This window comes from Kineococcus glutinatus, from assembly GCF_039542765.1.
GTDB classification, from domain to species: domain Bacteria; phylum Actinomycetota; class Actinomycetes; order Actinomycetales; family Kineococcaceae; genus Kineococcus_A; species Kineococcus_A glutinatus.
This window is the reverse complement of record NZ_BAABIL010000383.1, coordinates 1-2631: the sequence shown is the minus strand read 5'-3', so window position 1 is coordinate 2631 and position 2631 is coordinate 1. Positions and strand designations below refer to the sequence as shown.

At 77.1% G+C, this 2631-nt stretch carries 2 protein-coding genes; both read right to left on the bottom strand.

The features are described 5' to 3' along the window. Window positions 1–68 precede the first annotated feature (68 nt). Window positions 69–1865: a family 43 glycosylhydrolase gene (locus ABEB16_RS14115; protein WP_345712876.1), complete on the bottom strand. Its 1797-nt coding sequence runs from the start codon at window positions 1863–1865 to the stop codon at window positions 69–71. Window positions 1866–1945: 80 nt separating this feature from the next. Continuing rightward, window positions 1946–2365 (bottom strand): Hsp20/alpha crystallin family protein, encoded by a 420-nt coding sequence (locus tag ABEB16_RS14110; RefSeq protein WP_345712875.1) that lies wholly within the window; start codon window positions 2363–2365, stop codon window positions 1946–1948. Window positions 2366–2631: the final 266 nt, after the last annotated feature.

Sequence of the window (2631 nt, the reverse complement as noted above, 5' to 3'; positions counted from 1 at the left end):
CGCTGAACCACGCGCTGACGTCGTCGCGCGCGGTGGACCTGCGGCCGGGCGTGCTCACGGCGCCGAGGCTAGCCACCGCCCCCGGTCAGGGTGGTCGTCGCCAGGCCCGTCGCGGCGTCGACGGTGATCGAGCCGCCCTCGAAGTCGCTGCGCCAGCCGCCGGGCACGACCTGCTCGTCCCCCACCGGCAGCCCCAGCGGCCCGGACTCCCAGCCGGTGTCGCCCCAGGTGGTGCGGATCGTGCCGCGCACCCAGTGCGCCCCCGTCGCGGGGGATGAGTAGATCGAGCCGCGCTCGAAGTGGGCGAACACCGACCGCCCGTCCCGGGCGGGCGCCTCCTCGGTGGTCGGCAGCCCCAGCACCCCGTCCTCCGCGCCCGCGGCCCGCCACGCCGCCTCCACCGCCCCGCGCACGACGTGGGTGCCGGTGGCGGGGGAGGAGACGATCGTGCCGCCGCGGAAGCGCTGCGAGCGGGCCCGCCCGTCCGCGGTGGCCACCACCGGGCCCAGGGCCTCGCCCAGCTCCCCGTCGGCACCGCCGAGCTCGGCCCACGTGCGCGCCACCTCCCCGGCGGGGTCGGTGCGCCCGCCGGCGACGCCCAGCCGGCCGTCGGGGGCCTGCGCCAGCTCCACCACGCCCATCCGCCGCGGGTGCGGCTGCGCGCCGCCGAGGTTCTCCCCGAGGCGGAAGGCGGCGTAGGCCATCCGCAGCCGGCCCTCGGCGTCGACGAAGCCCGCCGAGCCGCCGGGGCCCTGCAGGTCGCCCTCGCTGGCCAGCAGCGGCACCTGCGGGTCGGGGCGGGTGCAGGGCCCGGCCGGGCCCTGCGGGCAGATCGCGTACCCGGCGGCGTAGTTGCTGCGCCCGTCGTCGTCCAGCACCCCGGAGTAGTTGGCGGAGTAGAACAGGTACGTCGTGCCGCGGTAGGTGACCATCGAGGGGTTCTCGATGGTGTCGCCCTCCCAGGCGGCGTCCGCGTTCGTCTCCAGCAGCGTCGTGACCGGCGCACCGGGCAGCGGCTTGCCGTCCGGGCCGAGCTCGGTGGCCAGCAGCGCCGAGGGGCGCACCCCCAGCTGCCCGGCCGCCTTCCACAGCAGGTGGTTCCGGCCCGTGGCGGGGTCGTGGTACGGGTTGGGGTCGATGGAGCCGCCGGGGTCCCGGTCGGCGGGCTGGCACTGGATCGGCCCGTCGCCGGAGACGTCGCGGAACGGACCCAGCGGGGAGGGCGCGCTGGCCGCGGTCAGGCAGAAGCGCTCCCCGCTGACCCGCACCGCCGAGTACGCGTACCAGGTCCGCTGCCCGCCGGAGCCCGGCGCCGGGTCGATCGCGAACGCCGAGGACGCCCACAGGTCCCGCTCCAGCCACGGGCCCTGCTGGTGCGGCAGGCCCCACGAGGCCGGGCGCACCAGCGCGTCGTTGAGGTCGTACACGCCCCAGTCGTCCAGCGGGGCGTCGCGGATCTCGGCGGGGATCGCCTCGTCGGTGTGGGCGTCGTACCCCGGCCGGCCGGGTGGGCCGGTGTTCGACCAGCGGGGCCGCACGGTCCAGGTGCGCAGGTCGGTGCTCGTCAGGACGGGCAGGTAGCGCCCGCCGACGGGGGAGGCGTAGGCGTAGTACGTGCCGCCGTCGACGACGACGTGCGGGTCGCCGAAGTCGCCCGTCCACGCCGCGCCCGGCTCGAACCACGTCGAGGCGGTGGTGGTGGGGGTGGGGGCGGGGGGCCCGGGTGCGACGGGCCCCGCCGCGGTGGCGGGCGGCGCGGTGGCCTCCCGCGCGGGTCCGGCTCCCCCCGCGCCGCCGGTGCAGGAGGTCAGGAGCAGGGCGAGGAGCGCCGCGGTGGCGGTGCGGGCCGTCGTCGCGTGGGCCACCAGGCCATCCTGCAGCGCACCGGCGCCGCCGCGCAGCGCGAACGGGGGCCGGGGGGTGGCCCCCCGGCCCCCGGCCCGCCTCAGCGGGAGATGGCCAGCTGCTCGTCGCCGGTGTCGATCTGGATGCGGCGCGGCTTGGCCCGCTCGGCCACCGGGATGCGCAGCGTCAGCACGCCGGAGTGGTAGGCCGCGGAGATCTTCTCCGTGTCGAGGTTGTCGCCCAGGATGAGCTGGCGGCTGAAGACGCCCCGCGGCCGCTCGGCGGCCAGCATCTCGGCGGTGCCCTCGTGCACGGGGCGCTGCGCCCTGACGGTCAGCACGTTGCGCTCCACGTCGAGCTCCACGCTGCCGGGGTCGACGCCGGGCAGGTCGAACTCGACCACGAACTCGTCGCCGCTGCGCCAGGCGTCCATCGCCATCACCGCCGGGCGCGCCGGTGTGCCGAGGACCTGCTGCGTGAGCCGGTCCAGCTCGCGGAAGGGATCGGTGCGCATCAACATCTCCACCACCTCCGAGACGTGTTGACGATCCAGGTCCGAAGATGCGCGTTGCACGGTGTCCCGGGGTCGTCCCAGCCGCCCCGGAACACCTCAAGGATTAGCACTCCAACGCGTCGAGTGCAAGAGGAGACCCGCTGCGCGGGAACGGGTCCGCTCAGCGGGCACGCCGCAGCCGCCGTGCCGTGGCGGTCACCCCGCCCGCGGCCGCCAGCACGAGGGCGGCGCGGGCCGCCAGCCGCCCCGCGCGGCGCGAGCGGCGGAACTCG

What these genes read in the sequence shown, in the direction of transcription:
- ABEB16_RS14110 (WP_345712875.1), bottom strand. Translation starts at nt 2,365, where the DNA reads ATGTTGATGCGCACCGATCCCTTCCGCGAGCTGGACCGGCTCACGCAG.